At 68.7% G+C, this 17,388-nt stretch carries 23 protein-coding genes; 16 read left to right on the top strand and 7 right to left on the bottom strand.

Features of this window, described 5'->3' with window-relative positions; genetic code table 11:
- From P696_RS0101090 to P696_RS0101070, 5 genes are all read left to right on the top strand, one after another.
- Entirely contained in the window at positions 1 to 663 is a 663-nt protein-coding gene (locus P696_RS0101090; protein ID WP_281174899.1) for an NADPH-dependent F420 reductase, read from the top strand.
- A gap of 25 nt (positions 664 to 688) precedes the next feature.
- Complete coding sequence (locus P696_RS55525) at positions 689 to 1,240, top strand: hypothetical protein (protein ID WP_157429449.1); 552 nt, start codon at positions 689 to 691, stop codon at positions 1,238 to 1,240.
- A gap of 121 nt (positions 1,241 to 1,361) precedes the next feature.
- Positions 1,362 to 1,601, top strand: coding sequence for a hypothetical protein (locus P696_RS0101080; RefSeq protein ID WP_026410888.1), 240 nt, complete (start codon positions 1,362 to 1,364; stop codon positions 1,599 to 1,601).
- A gap of 81 nt (positions 1,602 to 1,682) precedes the next feature.
- Positions 1,683 to 2,273 carry a Crp/Fnr family transcriptional regulator gene (locus tag P696_RS42415; RefSeq protein WP_034482688.1) on the top strand — a complete coding sequence of 197 codons (591 nt, stop codon included), beginning with the start codon at positions 1,683 to 1,685 and terminating at the stop codon, positions 2,271 to 2,273.
- A 35-nt stretch (positions 2,274 to 2,308) separates the two neighbouring features.
- The gene (locus tag P696_RS0101070; protein ID WP_026410887.1) at positions 2,309 to 3,163 is read left to right on the top strand and encodes an NADP-dependent oxidoreductase; all 855 of its coding nucleotides are present in this window, start codon (positions 2,309 to 2,311) and stop codon (positions 3,161 to 3,163) included.
- A gap of 67 nt (positions 3,164 to 3,230) precedes the next feature.
- Here the strand turns inward: P696_RS0101070 and P696_RS42410 are convergent, their stop codons facing one another.
- Positions 3,231 to 4,430 (bottom strand): methyltransferase domain-containing protein, encoded by a 1,200-nt coding sequence (locus tag P696_RS42410; RefSeq protein ID WP_034482686.1) that lies wholly within the window; start codon positions 4,428 to 4,430, stop codon positions 3,231 to 3,233.
- A gap of 248 nt (positions 4,431 to 4,678) precedes the next feature.
- Here P696_RS42410 and P696_RS57800 point away from each other — a divergent pair, with 248 nt between their 5' ends.
- The 4 genes from P696_RS57800 (at position 4,679) to P696_RS42390 (ending at position 6,735) form a co-directional block, all read left to right on the top strand.
- A complete protein-coding gene (locus tag P696_RS57800; protein WP_051466522.1) occupies positions 4,679 to 5,002 on the top strand; it encodes a hypothetical protein in 324 nt (107 codons plus the stop codon).
- Positions 4,977 to 5,525 carry a DUF6879 family protein gene (locus P696_RS56770; RefSeq protein ID WP_051466521.1) on the top strand — a complete coding sequence of 183 codons (549 nt, stop codon included), beginning with the start codon at positions 4,977 to 4,979 and terminating at the stop codon, positions 5,523 to 5,525. Before P696_RS57800 ends, P696_RS56770 begins: the two co-directional genes overlap by 26 nt.
- Before the next feature lie 85 nt (positions 5,526 to 5,610).
- The gene (locus P696_RS42395) at positions 5,611 to 6,447 is read left to right on the top strand and encodes a helix-turn-helix domain-containing protein (RefSeq protein ID WP_170026283.1); all 837 of its coding nucleotides are present in this window, start codon (positions 5,611 to 5,613) and stop codon (positions 6,445 to 6,447) included.
- 48 nt (positions 6,448 to 6,495) lie between these two features.
- Complete coding sequence (locus tag P696_RS42390) at positions 6,496 to 6,735, top strand: hypothetical protein (protein ID WP_211245572.1); 240 nt, start codon at positions 6,496 to 6,498, stop codon at positions 6,733 to 6,735.
- A 25-nt stretch (positions 6,736 to 6,760) separates the two neighbouring features.
- On the opposite strand, the gene P696_RS0101035 is transcribed toward P696_RS42390, so the two are convergent.
- The 3 genes from P696_RS0101035 to P696_RS0101025 all read right to left on the bottom strand — a co-directional run bounded on the left by P696_RS0101035 (position 6,761) and on the right by P696_RS0101025 (position 8,501).
- Complete coding sequence (locus tag P696_RS0101035; protein WP_026410886.1) at positions 6,761 to 7,150, bottom strand: PPOX class F420-dependent oxidoreductase; 390 nt, start codon at positions 7,148 to 7,150, stop codon at positions 6,761 to 6,763.
- A gap of 50 nt (positions 7,151 to 7,200) precedes the next feature.
- Complete coding sequence (locus tag P696_RS42385; RefSeq protein WP_034482684.1) at positions 7,201 to 7,638, bottom strand: nuclear transport factor 2 family protein; 438 nt, start codon at positions 7,636 to 7,638, stop codon at positions 7,201 to 7,203.
- Positions 7,639 to 7,760: 122 nt separating this feature from the next.
- Positions 7,761 to 8,501: an SDR family oxidoreductase gene (locus P696_RS0101025; protein ID WP_026410885.1), complete on the bottom strand. Its 741-nt coding sequence runs from the start codon at positions 8,499 to 8,501 to the stop codon at positions 7,761 to 7,763.
- Positions 8,502 to 8,971: 470 nt separating this feature from the next.
- Here P696_RS0101025 and ctaD point away from each other — a divergent pair, with 470 nt between their 5' ends.
- Positions 8,972 to 10,633, top strand: coding sequence for an aa3-type cytochrome oxidase subunit I (gene ctaD / locus P696_RS0101020; protein ID WP_026410884.1), 1,662 nt, complete (start codon positions 8,972 to 8,974; stop codon positions 10,631 to 10,633).
- Positions 10,634 to 10,710: 77 nt separating this feature from the next.
- On the opposite strand, the gene P696_RS0101015 is transcribed toward ctaD, so the two are convergent.
- Complete coding sequence (locus P696_RS0101015; protein WP_245627463.1) at positions 10,711 to 11,934, bottom strand: alpha/beta hydrolase; 1,224 nt, start codon at positions 11,932 to 11,934, stop codon at positions 10,711 to 10,713.
- A gap of 298 nt (positions 11,935 to 12,232) precedes the next feature.
- On the opposite strand from P696_RS0101015, the gene P696_RS0101010 reads away from it, so the two are divergent.
- The gene (locus P696_RS0101010; protein ID WP_026410882.1) at positions 12,233 to 12,808 is read left to right on the top strand and encodes a GNAT family N-acetyltransferase; all 576 of its coding nucleotides are present in this window, start codon (positions 12,233 to 12,235) and stop codon (positions 12,806 to 12,808) included.
- Between the two features lie 135 nt (positions 12,809 to 12,943).
- On the opposite strand, the gene P696_RS0101005 is transcribed toward P696_RS0101010, so the two are convergent.
- Together P696_RS0101005 and P696_RS0101000 are read right to left on the bottom strand one after the other, a co-directional pair.
- Complete coding sequence (locus P696_RS0101005; RefSeq protein WP_026410881.1) at positions 12,944 to 13,156, bottom strand: DUF397 domain-containing protein; 213 nt, start codon at positions 13,154 to 13,156, stop codon at positions 12,944 to 12,946.
- Entirely contained in the window at positions 13,153 to 14,013 is an 861-nt protein-coding gene (locus tag P696_RS0101000; protein WP_034482941.1) for a helix-turn-helix domain-containing protein, read from the bottom strand. Before P696_RS0101000 ends, P696_RS0101005 begins: the two co-directional genes overlap by 4 nt.
- 180 nt (positions 14,014 to 14,193) lie before the next feature.
- Between P696_RS0101000 and P696_RS0100995 the strand changes: the two genes are divergently transcribed.
- The 5 genes from P696_RS0100995 to P696_RS0100975 all read left to right on the top strand — a co-directional run bounded on the left by P696_RS0100995 (position 14,194) and on the right by P696_RS0100975 (position 17,331).
- Positions 14,194 to 14,454, top strand: a complete 261-nt coding sequence (locus tag P696_RS0100995) for a hypothetical protein (RefSeq protein WP_026410879.1) — start codon at positions 14,194 to 14,196, stop codon at positions 14,452 to 14,454.
- Positions 14,451 to 14,870 carry an ATP-binding protein gene (locus P696_RS42380; RefSeq protein WP_051466516.1) on the top strand — a complete coding sequence of 140 codons (420 nt, stop codon included), beginning with the start codon at positions 14,451 to 14,453 and terminating at the stop codon, positions 14,868 to 14,870. The genes P696_RS0100995 and P696_RS42380 overlap by 4 nt, the downstream gene beginning before the upstream one ends.
- 670 nt (positions 14,871 to 15,540) lie before the next feature.
- Positions 15,541 to 15,741: a hypothetical protein gene (locus tag P696_RS0100985; protein ID WP_026410878.1), complete on the top strand. Its 201-nt coding sequence runs from the start codon at positions 15,541 to 15,543 to the stop codon at positions 15,739 to 15,741.
- A gap of 4 nt (positions 15,742 to 15,745) precedes the next feature.
- Entirely contained in the window at positions 15,746 to 16,093 is a 348-nt protein-coding gene (locus P696_RS0100980; RefSeq protein WP_026410877.1) for a hypothetical protein, read from the top strand.
- Positions 16,090 to 17,331, top strand: coding sequence for a LuxR C-terminal-related transcriptional regulator (locus P696_RS0100975; RefSeq protein ID WP_026410876.1), 1,242 nt, complete (start codon positions 16,090 to 16,092; stop codon positions 17,329 to 17,331). The genes P696_RS0100980 and P696_RS0100975 overlap by 4 nt, the downstream gene beginning before the upstream one ends.
- Positions 17,332 to 17,388 lie beyond the last annotated feature (57 nt).

Genomic DNA, 17,388 nt, shown 5'->3' with positions numbered 1-17,388 from the left:
GTGCATTTCGGAATCCCTACGTTGGCCTTCCGACCAGCAAGGGAAGGCGGAAATATGCGGATCGGAATCATCGGGACGGGCAACATCGCGAGGACGCTCGGCGCGGCATGGGCGCGGGCCGGGCACGAGGTGGCGATCGCGGGCCGCTCCCCCGAGAAGGCACAGGCCTTGGCGGACGAGCTCGGCGCGCGTTCGGTTCCTTTGGAGGACGTGGCCACCGGACGGGACGCGGTGCTCGTGGCCGTCCCCTGGGACGCGTCGGAGCAGGTCGTCGCCCTCGCGGGCGTCCCGTCCGGGACGGTGCTCATCGACCCGACGAACGCCGTCGGGCATGGAATCGGAAGCCTGCTCATCGCGCCCGGCGAGTCGATGGCCGAGCGGATCGCGTCGGCGGCGCCCGGCGCGCACGTCGTGAAGGCGTTCCACACGTTCCCGTTCATGCAGTGGACGGGGCCGTCCGAGGGCCGCACGCCGGTCGTGGTCATGGCCGGGGACGATCCGGGCGCGCTCAAGGCGGTCGGTGAACTGGCCCGTGACCTGGGCGGAGACCCGGTCGTCCTGGGCGGGCTGGACCGGGCCCGGCAGCTGGAGGAGGTCGCCGGGTTCGTGATCGGGATGGCCTTTGCCGGACACGACCCGTCCGCCGCCGTCCCGGCGATATGAGCGCTTCGCCAACTACGTTTGGCACATGACGGGACAAATTCCTGATTCGGTGATTTATCGCGATCAGTCATACGCGCTGACGGGCCGGGACGGCGACGGCCTGTTCGACCCGTCAGCGCTGGGGCTGAGGCCCCTCGCGATGTCGACCGCCTGCTGGCGCGGCTACGTGTGCCAGTACACGGTGGTGGACGGCGGGCTCGTCCTCACGGAACTGGAGATGCTCGTCGAGGGCGAGCCGCCGCCGCTGTTCGGGGTCACGCCCCTGAAGGAGGGGCTGCGCGGCCCCCGCTACGAGGGCCTGCGGGAACCGGTGCGGTTCACCGGACGGCTGCTGCTCGGCCGCGGGTTCCTCAGCGAGCTGTACGTCCACATGGGATTCCAGAGTTCGTGGAAGTACGAGGACGTCCAGGAGCTGCTGTTCGAGAACGGCCACCTCACCGAGGCCCACGACCGTTCGGAGGACGCCGCCCGGCGGCGCGCGGAGCCGTCCCCGGACGACGTCCCGCCGTCCCCCGCCGACCGGACCTCGACGCGCACCTGGATCCAGAGGACCTTCAGCCGGGACGCCGACCTCTGAACACCGTCCGCGTGGCCACCGACGACCGTCCCGTCCCGGGCATAGCGCGCGAAGTGGTGGCCGCGACGGGCTGGACCACTCCCCCGTAGACTCCGCGCATGCTCCTCAGGACGCCACGCGCATGATCCTCAGCAAGTCCGCCGACCACCCCGAACTCATGCGCCTCTCGCGCCGGGCACACGACGAGCTCGCGCTCGGACGGCCCGTCCCGCACACGGCCCTGAGCGAGATGCTCAGGATGGCCGCCCGCGAGAACCTGTTCCCCGCTCTGAGGGGCAAGCACGGCACGGCCGCCTTCGAGGACATGGTCATGGCCCTCGGCCGAGAGATCGACCGCCAGGCCCCGGTCGTCCGCCGCTGACCTCGCTGCCCCGCCACCGAGCCGCGAGCGGGCCCGGGGGCGGCGCTTAGGATTGGGTGGGTTTCAGCGGGAGGGTTGGAGATGGACGGGTACGAGGCGCTTGACCGGTATCTGATTCGGCTCGCCGACATCCCGCGAACCGAGTTGCCGAGGACGCGGCAGGTGTTCCGGCCTGTGTCGTTGCCGCGCGGTGAGCTGCTGTTCCGTGCCGGTGAGCCCGCCGACAAGGTCGCCTTCGTGACGCGCGGCCTTGTCGCCCTCTGGTACTCGGCGGCGGACGGGCGCGAGCGGGCGCTCGGGTTCCGCGCCGAGGACGAGCTGGTGTGCGCGTACGGCGCGGTGCTGCGCGACTCCCCGGCGCACGCGACGGCCGAGGCGCTGGAGGACTCGGCGCTGCTGGTCGCCTCCCGGCCCGCCTTCGACGAGCTCTGCGCGGGCCATCCGGCCTGGGAACGGGCGTTGGCCAAGCTCACCGACCACCTCTACCTGCAGCAGGACGAACGCCAGCGCGCCCTGCTGCTGGACGACGCCGAGACCCGGTACCGCGATTTCCTCGCCGCTTATCCCCATCTCGCCGGACGGTTGACGCAACGGCAGATCGCGTCCTTCGTCGGGGTGACGCCGGTCGCGCTGAGCCGGATCCGTTCCCGCATGGCGATTAACCTGGGTTAACGACAGGCCGCGCGGACGCTCCTAACGTCGTCCGCATGGAGACGCTAGCCATGGCGGTCGAGACCTTCGGACCGCCCGCGAACCTGAAGCCCGTCCACCTGCCCGTCCCCGAGCCCGGCCCCGACGAGGTCGTGGTCAGGGTGAAGGCCGTGGCCGTGAACCCGGCCGACCTCGGCATGCGCGAAGGCCGCTACCCGTGGGCGGACGAGCCGCGGCTGCCCCTCGTCCCGGGATACGACCTGGCCGGAACCATCGAGGTCGGCACTCCCGAATGGCCGTCCGGAGCCGACGTCATCGCCATCACCGGCCACAAGCACACCCAAATCGGCGCGTACGCCGAGTACGTCACGCTTCCCACCCGGCTGCTCGCCCTCGCCCCGGACGGCATGGACGCCGCGCACGCCTCCGCGCTCCCCCTCGCCGGACTGACCGCGTTCGAGGCCCTGTCCGCCCTCGATCTCGCGCCCGGCGCGACGCTCCTGGTGAACGGACCGCGCGGCGCGGTCGGCTCGCTGACCGTCCAGCTCGCCGAGCACCGGGGCATCACCGTGACCGCGAACGGGGAGGGCCCGGTGGACGCGGCGCTCGACACCGTCGGCGGCGACCGCGCCCAGGCCGCCTTCGACGCCGTCCGCGACGGAGGCCGCTACGTGACCGTCGTGCCCGAGTTCTGGGTGCCCGGCGGACCGTTCACCGAGGCACGCGGCATCACGCCCCAGGTGATCGGCGCCCAGTTCGACACCGGCCGCCTCCGCGAACTGTCACGCCTGGCGTCCGAGGGCGTCCTGCGCACCACCATCGGCGAACGCCTCCCCCTCACCGAAGCCGCCACAGCCCACACCCGCCTGTCCACCGGCACCGCCCGCGGCAAACTCATCCTCATCCCCTGACGGCGCCCCTCCCGGATGGGCAACGGCGAGCGGAGCCCTCCGATCGTCCCCGACCTGAGGACGATCGTCAGGCTCCGGCCGTCCGGCCTCGCAGGTCGGTGCCACGTGGTTCGTCCAGCCACAGGTACTGTCCGTCCGGGGCGACCGTGAGGCCGTACCGGCTGACATCTGGCTTTCCGGCCTTCAGCCAGCGTGTTCGTGCCGCCTCGGCCTCGTCCCATAGGGAACGGTCGCCGAGCTGCCGAACCTGCGCGTGCTCGCCGCCCCAGCGCGATTCGATGACGGCCTGGCTGGTGCCGTCCACGGTCGCCATCTCCAGGCGAAGGGTCCCGTCGCGCATGTCGAGCCGCTTGTCGATGATGACGTCGGGCATCGCGGCGGTGAGCATGAGGTCCTGGCCGGGTCCGTCCCAGACGATGGCGCGTGGGTCGGTGCGCGTTCTGGCTTCACTCCACCGTTCGCTGCCGTCCGGGTCGATGTCGGGCATGCGCGTGCGCTGACCGCGCAACATCATGTAGGAGGAGATGCCGCTGAACCGCCCGTGGGCCGTCCGCCCATCGTCCTGGACGACCAGCCGCAGTTCGCGCCCGTCGCCGTGCTCCGGCATCCACGGCAGGACGATCACACCGCCCGGCCGCGTCTGCGTGATCCAGGTGTGGGGGACGGTCGTGACGCCGCAGGTCACATGCACCCTGTCGAAGGGCGCGTGGTCAGGATGCCCGTCGGTCCCGTCGCCGACGACCAGGTGGACGTCCGCCCCGGGGACGAGCCCAGCCGACGCCAGGTTCGCCGCGGCCTCGACGGCCACCGCGGGATCGACCTCGATGGACGTGACGCCACAGGACCCCACGCGGTGCGTGAGGGCGGCGGCGGTCCAGCCGGTTCCCGTGCCGATCTCCAGGATCCGTTCCCCCGGCTGCGGCCCGAGCAGTTCCAGAAACCCGATCGCGACGCCCGGGGCTGAGAGCGACGATGTCGGACGTCCCTTGCCATCAGCCGGGTCGCCCGCGCCGTCATCGACCTGAGTGATGATCGCCGAATCGGAGTAGACGGCGTCGAGCCACCGATCCGCCTTGAGAGCGCGGTCGATCGCATGGGGCGCACCGTCCGGGGTGTCGGGAAGACACCAGGCACGATCAGGGACGAAGTGGTCGCGCGGCACCTCGCGCAACATCGCGCCCCAGTGCCCGGACCTCAGGTGCCCCTCCCGGACGAGCTGGTCGACCAGACGATCGGCCAGCTCGTCGATCGGCGGACGGGTGCTCACTTCCCGCGCTTCCCGCCGCCACCGGTGTTGTCATCGTCCTTCTTGTCAGGCGGGATCGGCTGGCCGGGCCGGTGACCGTCACCAGTCGAGTCATGCTTGCCCATGAGACTCCTCCAAGCGCTGCGTGGTGAGTGCGCTGCTTCACTGCGAGTATTCGCCCACAGACTGCATAACTCAAGGGCCTTGACTTATTCACTGACGGACCGAATGCTGAGTGATGGCGTGCTTCCCGAGTCCCGGAGGTCAGCGTGTGGGCACTGGTCCGAACCGACTGCGAGAACAAGCCAATCTGCCCGTCCGTCTACCGCACCGGCATCAGGACGGCCGTCGTGCAGGGCTGGGTGGTGGACGAGGCGGACCGAACACTCGTGGAGGTCCCCACGTCCCTCCTGGAGGACCTTCCGTCGTTCGGCCAGAGCCTGACCGACCGGGGCACGTGGCTGATTCGCGGGAAGCCCGTCACCGAACCCGAGGCGCTGGACCGCCTGGCCCTTCCCGAGGGTGAGCAGGCCGTCGAGGTCGAGGTGCGGTGGGAGGAGGAGGTCGATGCTGGATCTGGAGCGGCTCTCTGAGATGTTCGACCACTTCGAACGCGAGGTCTTCCGCCTGGAGAACCTGGACAACTACGACACCGAGCATGAGTCCGAGCAGGTCCGCCGCTACGTTGCCGGGGAGCCTTACCGTCCTCCGGCGGACATGAGCTGGAACGAGCAACTCGCCGCGCAGGTGCGGATGGGCAAGGGGTGGGGCAAGGTTCATGTGTTGCGCGACCCCACCACCGCCTACTTCCGCTATGCGTGCGAATGGGCGTGGCCGGCGTCCTCACGGTACGGACAGCGGGTGCGGATACTTGACCTGTCGGAGCGCATGCCTCCGGACGGGATGACCGACGCCGACTTCTGGATCATCGATGACGCCGTTGTCGTCCTGCGGTACGACCGGGACCAGCGGTTCACCGGCGCGCACCTGGCCGACGATGGGGAGGCGGTCAGGTTGCGGCACGCACGTGCGGTGGCCGAGCGGGACGCCGTCCCCTATGACCAGTGGTGGCAGGCTCACCCTGAGCACTGGCGTTCCTCCTGGTTGCGGGCATGACGCTCCGCGCCAAGGGCTGAGGCGGGGTGTCCCGCTTGGGCCCGCCACGGTCTCGTACCCTGTCCGCCCTAGACTTCAGGCCCTGATGGAAGAGGCACCTGAGCGATATGAGCGTGGAGGCCGGGAGTTGGCCGACGCGCTTCGTGAACTGCGTGTGAGGTCGGGGCTGACCGGGATGCAGGTCGCTGAGCGCACGGGCACGAGTCAGCCGCGAATCTCCCGCTTCGAGACCGGCGCGACCGTCCCGCCCGCAGAGATGGTGGAGACACTGTGCCTGATCTACTCCGCGCCCCCTGAACGCACCACCGAACTGGTCGAGCTGGCCACGTCCCTGCACCGACGCGTCGAGAGCCGGAAGGTTCTGATGCGCGGAGGCGCCTGGACCCGCCAGCAGCAGATCGCCCGCGCCCAGGGCGAGGCGCGAAGATTGCGCGTCTACCAGCCGGTCATGGTGACCGGGCTGCTCCGGTCACCCGACTACGCGCGGCAGATCTATGGGCTGTCGTTGGAGGGCGAGGCCCTGGAGCGATCACTGCGGGCCCTGCACGAGCGGCAGAAATCGGTGCTCTCCAGACGTCAGCTCTCCATCACGGTGGTGCTGTCGGAGGCGGCGCTGCGGTGGCGCGTCGCCGATGAGGCGGTCATGCTCGGCCAGCTGGAGCATCTGCGAACACTGATCGGACGGCGGCGTCTGCGCATCGGGATCGTCCCCTTCAGCGCCCGGGTCTCCGAAGTGCCGCTCCACGGGTTCGAGATCTACGACGAACGGCTGGTCACGGTCGGCACCGAGACACAGGTTCTGACCTTGACCGGGCCGGACGTCGAGCACTACGAGGGGCTGTTCGCCGCGATGGAGCAGGCCGCCGACTTCGCCGACGCCGACACGATCATCACGTCGATCGCCGCCGAGTTCACCGGTTAGCCAAGCCCGATGGCGGTGCGGTGCGTCGGGTCGGCGTGGGCTGCTGACATGTCGCAGTTCGATGAGTTGCGGAGTGGGATCGGGCTGGACGCCGTCCAGGAGATCGTGGCCAGGCATCCCGGCTCGTGGGCCGTAGCGTTCCAGGACGCCAACGGCGCCGCCGTGCGGTTCTGGCGGCGGGTGGCCACGGAGATCGCCGGGGATGTGTGGACGGAGGAACGCCGAGGTGTACCGGGTCGTCCGGAGCTGGCGCCTGACGTCTGGATCTCGTTCAGCACTCCCGTGTAGGCGGCTCGCGACGGCGGTGGCGCGGTCAGACCTTGCGGCTCGCCCGGGGGCCGTCCAGGTGCCAGGAGACGATGTGGGTCGGCGTGATCCTGATGTGGTCGCGGGAGACGCGCGGCATCGGGGGTTCCTCGGCCGTGATCGCCTCGGCCGTGCCGCGGATCTCGATGCCGCGCGCCTTCCAGGGGTCGATCGACTCCAGGTCGTCCACGACGAAGGACACGGTGCTGCCCTGCTGGACGTTGCGGAACTTCTTGGACGTCCCCATCGCGCCGCCGCCGATCAGGATCGTTCCGGCGGCGGCGTCCACGGAGAAGTTCACGGGGTTGTTCTGCACCTGGCCGGCCGGGGAGACGGTGGCCAGGCGGCCGAGGGGCTGACCGGCCAGGTAGTCGAGTTCCGCCTGAGTGAAGATCACGGCGCCAGCCTGCCGCCTCGCCGCCCGCACGGTCAAACGCGTGGACGTCGCTAGGACGGCAGTGCCATTCCCAGGGCCTCGCCGGCGGCCAGGACGTTCACGTAGTCCTTGAAGTGGACGATCCGGCCGTCGCGAACCGTCAGGACGACGATGTTGGGGAGCACGAAGTCGCGTCCGGTCACGTTCGAGAAACCGACGGCGAACTGCTCGACGACGATGACCTCGGGGTCGGTGGTCTCGCGCACCACCACGTCGCCATAGGAGTCGTAGCGGAGCGGGCCGTCCCGCCAGCCCGCCTCCAGGAAGGCGCGGATCTCCTCGCGTCCGCGCAGTTCGGACGGCATGCCCGGACGGCTGAAGGGGAACTCGTGCACGGCGTCCTCGGCGTACAGGTCGACCATGACGTCCAGGGCCTTGTCGATCGACGCCTGCTGGTACCGCGCCAGCACGTCGCGCGGTCCGGCGGTGGTGTCCTTCGAGTCAGTCACGAGCCCTCCTCAAAGATCGGAAACGCCGTCCTCAACGCACGCTAGCAAGATCGCCCATGTTTCCGGACCGGAACGGCCGACAGCGCGAAGTGGCCTGAAGGGACGCCGACCGCCGGAACCGGTCATGCGGGAGTGGTCTGCTCCTTGAGCCAGTCGGCGAAGGTCTGGGTGCCGCGAGGACCGGCGCCGGTCGGCAGCAGACCACCGCTGCTCATCCCTCCGGGCAAGTACACGGGAAGGACCGGGCGCCTGCGGGCCCCACCGGCGGCGATGAGGCTCCGGGCCATGCCGACCAGCGACTCGACCCGCGGGCCGGCGAGTTCGGGGGCCATCCCCTGCGGTGCGCCGAGGGCGGCGTCGACGAGGGCTTCGGCCACCTCGCGCACGGCGACGGGCTGGACCCGCCCTGTCGGCACCAGGGCGATCGGCCCGGGCACTCGGTCCAGCAGTTGACCGGCGAACTCGTGGAACTGCGTCGCCCGCAGAATCGTCCACGGCACCGCCCCACCCTGGACGATCTCCTCCTGCCGCAGCTTGCCCGCGTAGTAGCCGAACCTGACCCGGTCGATCCCCACGATCGAGAGCGTCACGAGGTGCCGCACCCCGGCTCGTCCGGCCGCGGCGACGAGGTTCCGCCCCGCCTTGTCGAAGAACTCCACCGCCGCCGCCTTACGGCTCGTGGCCAGATTGGCGACGTCCACGACGGCCTCGACCCCGGCCAGCGCCGCATCGAGTCCGGCCCCGCTCACCAGATCGACGCCCCGCCCGCGCGACATCACCACGGGTGTGTGCCCGCGCGCCTTCACCACGTCCACGACGAACCGCCCGGCCACCCCGGTACCACCAGCGACTGCGATCTTCATGACCTCTCCCGTTCTGTTACTCCGGTGCACGAGGAAGACGATGGAGCCGCGGATTCTGTGACCTCCGTCGTCTGTGACCTGAGTCGCATGCCCCCATACCCGTTCCGCAGCTGCCGAGGATGCCGCCGACCTCGGCCCTGGCCCGGTTCCAGAGCCAGGCCGGACACGTCATCCCGCGCGAGGACGCCCGGAGGCTCGTACCGCATGTTCCTCGGGTCGAGCACCAGTCGCTATTGGCGTGATTCTTGTCGAATTGTGCAGTATGTCGCAATGCCTGTTCATGCCCAATTGGGCATGGTTGTTTACCTGCCGGAGCGGTGATTCCTTCGCGCCCCTGGTAAATCCTTCACGAGAAGCGCAGCGCGGCCCGCGGACGTGTCGGACGCCGCTGCTCCGTGCGTCGCGCGCCGGACGGCGGATGCCGGACGCCGGACGCCGGACGCCGGTCGATGATTTCCCGAACCCAACGGATGGACATGAGAACCGCAGAGCCGACTCAGGAAGCCGTTCCAGCAGCCCGGACGAGCAAGGGGAGACTGGTCGCCGACTGGCTGTCCACGACCGACCACAAGAAGATCGGGTACCTGTACCTGATCACCTCCTTCGCCTTCTTTCTCTTCGGCGGCGTCCTCGCCATGCTCATCCGGGCCGAGCTTCTCAGGCCCGGGCTCCAGATAGTCAGCAACGAGCAGTTCAACCAGTCGTTCAGCATCCACGGCACGATCATGCTGCTGATGTTCGCGACGCCACTGTTCGCGGGCTTCACGAACGTGATCATGCCGCTACAGATCGGCGCGCCGGACGTCGCGTTCCCGCGCATGAACATGCTGGCGTACTGGCTGTACCTGTTCGGCAGCCTGATCGTCGTGCTGGCCTTCCTCACCCCGAGCGGCGCCGCGCCGTTCGGCTGGACCGGCTACGCCCCGCTCTCCAACGCCGTGCGCTCGCCGGGCGTCGGCGGCGACATGTGGGTGATGGGTCTGGCCATGTCGGGCTTCGGCACGATCATGGGTTCGGTCAACTTCGTCACCACGATCCTGTGCATGCGCGCCCCCGGCATGACGATGTTCCGGATGCCGATCTTCGTCTGGAACATCCTGCTGACCTCGATCCTGGTCCTGCTGGCGTTCCCGATCCTGGCCGCGGCGCTGCTGGCCCTGGAGGCCGACCGTAAGTTCGGCGCGCACGTGTTCGACGCCTCGCACGGTGGCGCGCTGCTCTGGCAGCACCTCTTCTGGTTCTTCGGCCATCCGGAGGTGTACATCATCGCCTTGCCCTTCTTCGGCATCGTGACCGAGATCTTCCCGGTGTTCAGCCGTAAGCCGGTGTTCGGTTACATCGGCCTGGTGTTCGCGACCATCACTATCGCGGGCCTCTCGATGACCGTGTGGGCGCACCACATGTTCGTGACCGGGCAGGTGCTGCTGCCGTTCTTCTCGTTCATGACGTTCCTCATCGCCGTCCCAACCGGCGTGAAATTCTTCAACTGGGTCGGAACGATCTGGCGAGGGCAACTCACGTTCGAGACACCGATGCTGTGGTCGATCGGCTTTCTCGTCACCTTCCTTTTCGGCGGCCTGACCGGCGTCATCCTCGCGTCCCCGCCGATGAACTTCCAGCTGTCGGACTCCTACTTCGTCGTCGCGCACTTCCACTACACCGTCTTCGGAACCGTGGTCTTCGCGATGTTCGCGGGCTTCTACTTCTGGTGGCCGAAGTTCACCGGCAAGATGCTGAACGAGCGGCTCGGCAAAATCCACTTCTGGATGCTGTTCGTCGGCTTCCACGGCACGTTCCTGATCCAGCACTGGCTGGGAGCCGAGGGCATGCCGCGCCGGTACGCCGACTACGCCAGCCAGTTCACCGGGCTGAACGAGACCTCCTCGATCTTCTCGTTCATCCTGGGCGCCTCCATGCTGCCGTTCTTCTACAACGTGTACATCACGTGGAAGAAGGGCAAGCGGGTCGAGGTCGACGACCCGTGGGGCCACGGCGCGTCCCTGGAATGGGCCACTTCATGCCCGCCTCCCCGTCACAACTTCCACTCGATCCCGCAGATCAGGTCGGAACGGCCCGCGCTCGACCTGCACCATCCGCACCTGGGAACCGAGGCGGAACAGGTCGAGACATAGCGACACGCACCGGTTCGACATCGCTGGGCTTCGCCGGGCCGCCCGGCCCTCGAACGAACCATCACCCGGTCGGGTCGTTAGGGCTGGGGCGTCCTCTCTCGGGATCTCACCCAGGTGGTGAAGCCCTCGATGGCGTCGACGAGCGCCTCGAAGCGGAAGGAGTGGTAGAGGTCGAAGGCGTGGTTGCCGCCGCGCAGCTCGGCGTAGACGACCGGGTTCGCCGAGGTGCGGCGTAGTTCGTCGGCGAAGTGCCGGGCGTCCGCCACGGGAACCAGCGGGTCCAGGTCGCCGTGCGCGACGAGGAACGGCGGCGCGTCCGCGGTGATGTGGCCCAGCGGTGAGGACTGGGGGCCCATGCCGAAGTAGTCGCCGTACCAGCCGTTCAGGTAGATGGCGCCGGTGACGGAGGTGTCGGCGTCCTCGAAGCCCGGCTGGAAGTCGGGGTCGTTGGGCGTGAGCGCGGCGAGCGCCGCCATGTGTCCGCCCGCCGAGCTGCCCGCCACGAACAGCGTCGCCGGATCGGCTCCGTACTCGTGGCCGTGTTCCCGCGCCCAGGCGATGATCTTCTTGAGGTCGATCAGGTGGTCGGGGTGCTGGGCGTGGGGCCGCAGCCGGTAGTTGGCGCTGATGCACACCCAGCCCCGGCCGGCCAGGTGATAGAGCAGCGGAAGCGACTGGCTGTTCTTGTGTCCGTGACGGTACTCGCCTCCGTGCAGGTGGATCAGCACGGGCGCGCCTTCCGGCCGCGAACGCGAGTGGTAGACGTCGAGGAGGTTCCGGCGGCCCGCGTCGCCGTAGGAGTGGTTCGCCACGCGCCGGACGTCCCGGCGGCGGCGATAGACGGGATGGAACAGGATGCGGACCAGCGGAGGTCGGCTCCGCAGGCCCTGGGCCAGGCCGGAGTCGAGGGTGCCGCGCCACCCTGCGCCGAGCCCTTCGTCCATGGCGTGCTCGATCCGCGTCCGGTCCCCGATTCCGCGACGTGCGATGACCACGAGCCCGGCCGTGGTCACTGTGGCCGCGGCGACGATCGCCCATCCGCCCGCCGAGTCGATGTCGCCCTGGCCGAATGCCAGCAACGTCGGCAGGACCAGCATGTAGAAGAAGGCGGCGAACGGCATCTCGTTCGCGACGAGGCCGAAGTGGTAACTCAGCATCTGGAGCGGGCGCGGCCTCCGCACCGGCGCCAGAGCGCACAGTGTGCCGACCGCGACGATCGCCACTGTGATCAAATAACCGACGGGCACCGGACCTCCACGGACGAACACGGGCTGGCCGAGTACCGCGACCACGTTGCGCACCCGCCTCGATCCGTGGTCACCCGGACCCTATGCCCGAGGGATCCTTGATCCAAGATCAGTATTGCCATGACGCCATGCCTCAGGGGACATGAGGACCCCGTCCTCTGGTCGTCCCGTACCCGAGGCACGGGTATACCCGCGACAGCGACTCCACTTGGTTTTCAGAACGCGGTCTCCGGGGCCCCTGGTCGCTGCGGTGTCCGGTCAGTTCCTGTAAGGCGATCGCCGCGTCGTTGTTGGGACGTCGCCCGCAGAAATCCGTTTTGTGTGTCACCACGGCTCTGCCAGCATGAGGCCCATGCGCCACCCTCTTGACACTCTGGACTGGCCGATTTCCACCGACCGGCTGCTGTTGCGCCGGGCTGCCCCTGACGACGTGGACGCGACCTGGGTCTACCGGCAGCTGCCGGAGTCTCACGAATGGGTCGGGGCCGCCACGACGTCGTACGACGACTACCGTGAGCGTTTTCTCCGCGAGGATCGGCTCACAGGCCTGCTCATCGTCGAACTGGACGGCCGGGTGATCGGCGATCTGACGCTGCACGTCCAGGACGCTTGGGCCCAGGAGGAGGTCGCCGACCAGGCGAAAGGCGTCCAGGCGGAGCTCGGGTGGACGTTGGATCCCTCCTACGGCGGCAAGGGCTACGCCACCGAAGCGGTACGCGCCCTCATCGACGTCTCCTTCGGGAGTCTCGGCCTGCGCCGCCTGGTCGCGGAATGTTTCTACGACAACGAACCTTCGTGGCGGCTGATGGAGCGGGTCGGGATGCGCCGCGAACAGCACACGGTGAAAGACTCCCTCCACCGCACCAAGGGATGGCTCGACGGCCTCTCATACGCGCTCCTGGCCGAGGAATGGCCCACTCCCGAGTGATGAACCACCACGCTGTCCGGTCTCGTAGAGCTGGCACAGCCTCACCGACCTGACGCACCGCAGGCCGGGCGGCAGTGCCCGGCCCTTACCGCCGATCTTCTTGCGGTGCCAGCGGACGACGCCGGTGGCGTGCGATCAGAGGTCGTACGCGCCGTCCTTCACGGCTCCGAGGAAGTCGGCCCACTCGCCCGCCCCGAGCGCGAGCAAGGGCCCACCCGGATCCTTCGAGTCACGAGCGGCCACCGCCCCTGAGGCGAGCAGTGCCGCCACCTCGACACAGTCGGTTTTGTCAACACCGCTGTAACTGCTCTTCCGCCACGCAAGCACAGACTCGGAAACCTTGCTCATTTCTCCGACGCTATCTGGTCGAGGCGCTCACAGGAGTCTGATCGTGAGAGCGCGAGCGACTGGAGCTTCTTGAAGACTCGAACGTAGGTTCCGACGTTCGAGGGATCATCGATGTACCAGCTTCGGCTGAGGCTGTGCACTGCGACGACCTGCATCAGTTCGTCAGGAACGACGTCGATGATGGAGAAGGGCCCGTCCACACCCGGATGGCTGCCCGCCGTGAACGGAAGCACCCTCAGGTCCACATGAGGCAGCTGCGAGGCCTCGCGCAGTGCGCCGATCTGCTCGCGCATCACCTCCAAACCCCCGACCCGAAGATGCAGCGCCGCCTCACCGATGACCCATTCGACGCGTGGCGGATCATCGCCTCGAAGGACGCGCTGACGATTGAGCCTGAACTGAAGCGAGGATTCCACGTCGTGCGGCTCGTCAAGCACACCGTCGTAGGAGCCAAGGAGCACGCGAGCGTAGGACTCCGTCTGCAGGAGGCCCGGCACCAGGTGCAACTCAAGCGAGCGAATGCGTGACGCATCCGCCTCAAGCGAGGCGAAGTCCACCACCGTGGGGTCTTGCCGCTCTTCGAAGCTGTGCCACCAGCCGTCCCTGCGCCCCTGGGCCGCCAAGTCCATGAGTTGCTGCCTCTGCTGGACATCGCGCACGCCGTAACGGTCCAGGATTTGCTCCAGGTCTCGCGGACGGATCGCACGGTGCCCGTTCTCGTACGCGCTGAGGGAAGCTTGCGAACGATCGAGCCGACGCGCAGCGGCATCCTGGGTCCAGCCGCGCGCCTCACGAAACTGCCGAAGCGCGACGCCGATCTTGCGGCGGCGATATGACTGGCGATCCGCTGGGGACATGAGCACCACCTTGTCACCCTGCGTGCTCGCGTCAATCGCTTCAGTCGAAGTTAGAAGTATTCGTTCTGCGGGCCATCAGCTCCGCGACATATCACGCCCGAATGTCTCGAACTTCCTGTGAGAGCGTTGAGGCGATCACTCTCGGCGACGAACCTGGCGTTGACATGGAACGGAGGGTCGATGACGACGCCGAGTGAGGATCGCTTCCGGCTGCTGGTGCGGCTGGTCTGGGAACTGCGGGCGGTGCCCGTGTCCACAATGCTCATATTCCCCCATTACGCCGAGCCTGTGGTTTTCGTGCCGTGCCGGGACGGGCGCAACGAGCCCGTTCTCGCCGTCTTCCGGGACGGGTGCTGGCGGCTGGTGTGGCGCGGACGCCTGCTCAACGAGCCGCACCTCGCGCGGGCCGCGCATCGCATCGCGACGGAGGCCGCGGCGTGAGCATTCAGATGACCGTCCTCGCGTCGCTGACGCTGCCGGGACAGCCGCAGTCCGTCCGGTACGCACGTTCCTTCATCTTCGACACGCTCGTGCCCGCGCATGTGAACGACGGCAGTGACGCGCTGGACGACCTCACGCTCGTCGTGGACGAGTTCGCCGGGAACGCGATTCGGCACACCGCGTCCGGGCGGGGCGGGAAGGTGACGATCGCGCTGCTGCGCGGGCCGGAGCATGTGCGTGTGGAGGTGACGGACGATGGCGCGGACGGCCGCCGTCCTTGTCTGCGTCCTGCGCCTGAGGGCGAGTCCGGGCGCGGGCTGCACATCGTCCAGGCTCTGACCAGCGCCTGGGGTCACCGGGCTGACGGCGACCGCACGACGGTCTGGGCGGACATCCCCCTCACGCCAGCAGAGTGACGGCCAGCGTGCCGATCGCGAAGTGGACGGCGTAGGGCACGAGCAGCAACACCTCGAACCGTCCACACGCCGCCAGCGCGGTGATGAGTGCAGGCGGCCAGCGACACGCCGGTCCACAGCGTCGCCGCCAGGACGTCTTCGAGAGCCACCCCGGTCACTCCCTCCCAAACGCACCCTGGTGGGGCTGGGGCGGCGTCCGGCCGCGGCAGGAAGTGCGGGCAGAGCTAAAGGGCCTGCCGGGGCGTTCAGTCCTGGCAGGCCCTTGTTCGACGAGCACCGGTGGCAGCCGGGGCGTCATCGGTTCCCCTGGTCAACGGGCCGGATCCCGTACCGGTCACGTTCGGGGGCGGAGGCCGCGGACGGCTTCCGGTCTCTAGGAAAGCGCTCGCGCGAGGTGTCCAGTAGTCCCAGCCGACAGCTTTGGACAGCTTGGGCCATCCGGGTACGGGGCGGACCACTCCATCCCGGACACGGTGAAACAACTGTGTCTAGAACCGTCCAAGATTGTCATGCCGCATTCCCCACGTGGCTCCGCGGAGAGAAGATGCCCCAATAACGGGCGGCTCGACGCCTTGGGGAGGCCGGTTGGCAGACCGGTGGTCCGGGGTCCACGGCGGCAGGTCGCTCTTCGAAGGCCGGATCCCGTACCGAGCGAAGGGCACACGCACCGATGAAAGTCACCCTCAAGATCGAGGGCAAGATCCGTCCCGCCACGGTGATCACGGGCGCGTCGGCGGTCACCACCGGGCTCGCCTCGGCGGCGGGCGCGTACACCGCGACCGGCGCGTCCGGGGCGATCTCACTGGCGGCTCTGACCGTGGGCGGCCATCTCCTGGCGTACCGCGCCGGGTCGCGCGCCCAGGGAGCGTGAGCCGATGCCGTCCCCTGACAGGCTGGTCGACGACGTCGACGGCCTCGACCTCAAACCCGACCCGCTGACCGCCGCCACCTTCACCGAACTCGAGGACCTCATGCGGCAGTTCTGGCGTTGGGCGGGCAGCCCGTCCTGCCGGGACGTGGCGAGGGACTCCAACGGGGCGTTCTCCCACGGCACCGTCAGCAAGTTGCTCTACGACAGAGCCGACAAGCCCGTCCTCAAGCTCACCTACCTGCGCGGATGCATCCGCGGCTGCGGGGCGGGCGAGCAGGAGGAGCGGCGGTGGACGACGGCCTGGCGCCGGATCCACATGGCGCCTCCCGCTGACGAGGACGGGTGCGCATGACCGAGATCTCCACCCTGCTCCCCCACACCAGCAGCCGGGACGGACTCCTGCGCCTGCTCCGGCAGGCCCACGAGAAGGCGGGACTGCCCTCGCTGCGCACGTTGGAGCAGCGCGCTCAGCGGAACGGAACCCCCGTCTCCAAGTCCTCCCTTTCCGACCTGCTGGCCGGCCGGCGCCTGCCCAGCCCCGGAGTGGTGGGGGCCTACCTGCGAGCGTGCGGGATCGACGATCCGGCCGAGCTGGCCGAGTGGGAGGACGCCTGGATCCGTGCCTCCGTGGACCCCTCGTCCCAGAAGGGCCGGGAGCCCGACGCGGCGAAAGGCCAGCCGCCGCCGTCCGATCGTCCGGAAGGCCGCTTCGCCATGGTGATGGTCCTGAACATCGCCGATTTCGGAGCCCCGTGGCGGGACGATGACGCCCGGGTACACGTCCGCTCGGCCCTGTTCGGCGCCCTACGGTCAGGCTTCGGAGCGGCGCGCATTCCCTGGGCCGACGTCCACCACGAGGACCGGGGCGACGGCGCGCTGGTCATCGCACCGCCCGACGCGGCACCCGAGGTTCTCGTGGGGCCCGTCGTGACGGAGATCGCGCGGCAGGTTCGCCGTCACAACCGGCTGTCCAGCGCCATCGGGCAGCTCCGGGTGCGGATCGCGCTGCACGTCGGCTACGTCCTGCGGGACCGTCACGGCTTCTGCGGTCATGCGCTCGTCCTGCCGTTCCGGCTGCTCGACGCGGGCCCGTTCAAGCAGAAGTGCACCGAACGCGCCGCCGAGGTCGGGGTGATCCTCTCGGACTATCTGTATGACGAGATGGTCCGCAACGGCGTCCTCGATCCCGGCGACTACCTTCCGCAGTCCGTCCACGTGAAGGAGACCGTGGCGCAGGGGTGGATCCGCCTCCTGGGAGAGCCGTCGGCACCCAGCGATCCCCTGACAAGCGCCCGTGTCGCTGTGCTCGTCGATGCCGCATCCCCTGCGCTGACCACCGGGTCCGGACATCCCATCTCGACGGCGGACGCGCCCCACAAGCGCTACGGCCTGTCCGCGCGCGAGGCCGAGATCCTCGAGCTGGTGGCCGAAGGTCTGTCCAACCCGCAGATCGCCAACCGCGTGTTCATCTCCGAGAAGACGGTGAAGAACCACCTGAACCGGATCTTCACCAAGCTCAACGTCACGAACCGAGCCGACGCCGTCGAGGTCTGGTGCCGAGGAGCGTCCAGGGCGGACGCGACGGGCTGACCCCCGAGCCGACCGGTGGCCCGCAGGCGGAGTACCACCTGCGGGCCGCCATGCGGC

The organism is Actinomadura oligospora ATCC 43269 (assembly GCF_000518265.1).
In the GTDB taxonomy this organism is placed as follows: domain Bacteria; phylum Actinomycetota; class Actinomycetes; order Streptosporangiales; family Streptosporangiaceae; genus Spirillospora; species Spirillospora oligospora.
Note: the sequence above shows the minus strand (reverse complement) of the source record. Positions and strands in the feature narration are given on the sequence as shown.